Raw genomic sequence first — 318 nt, 5'->3', positions numbered from 1 at the left:
GAAGGCAGCGTGTGCAGCGTTTAAAGAAGAAGCGCCGTAGAATTTTTTCATGTCTCGACAGACTTCCTTATAATCCTTACTTGGGATGTATCGTAACGCATTTCGAACAAGATGAACAATACAGCGCTGCACAATGACAGAAGGAAAAATTGCTTTTGCGCCTTCTTCGAGACCGGAAACACCGTCCATCGAAATGAAAAAAACATCTTCTACACCACGTACTTTCAATTCATCGAAGACTTGCATCCAGCGATTTTTAGATTCTGTTTGATTGAGCGATAGGCCTAAAATCTCCTTGTTTCCTTTAAGATCATAGCC

At 41.5% G+C, this 318-nt stretch carries 1 protein-coding gene; it reads right to left on the bottom strand.

The window, feature by feature from the left end; translation table 11 throughout:
* On the bottom strand, window positions 1–318 hold a 318-nt coding region (locus RV13_RS20610; RefSeq protein ID WP_211276182.1), incomplete at both ends, for a transposase.

This window comes from Enterococcus raffinosus (assembly GCF_001886185.1).
Lineage (GTDB): Bacteria > Bacillota > Bacilli > Lactobacillales > Enterococcaceae > Enterococcus_A > Enterococcus_A raffinosus.
Note: the sequence above shows the minus strand (reverse complement) of the source record. Positions and strands in the feature narration are given on the sequence as shown.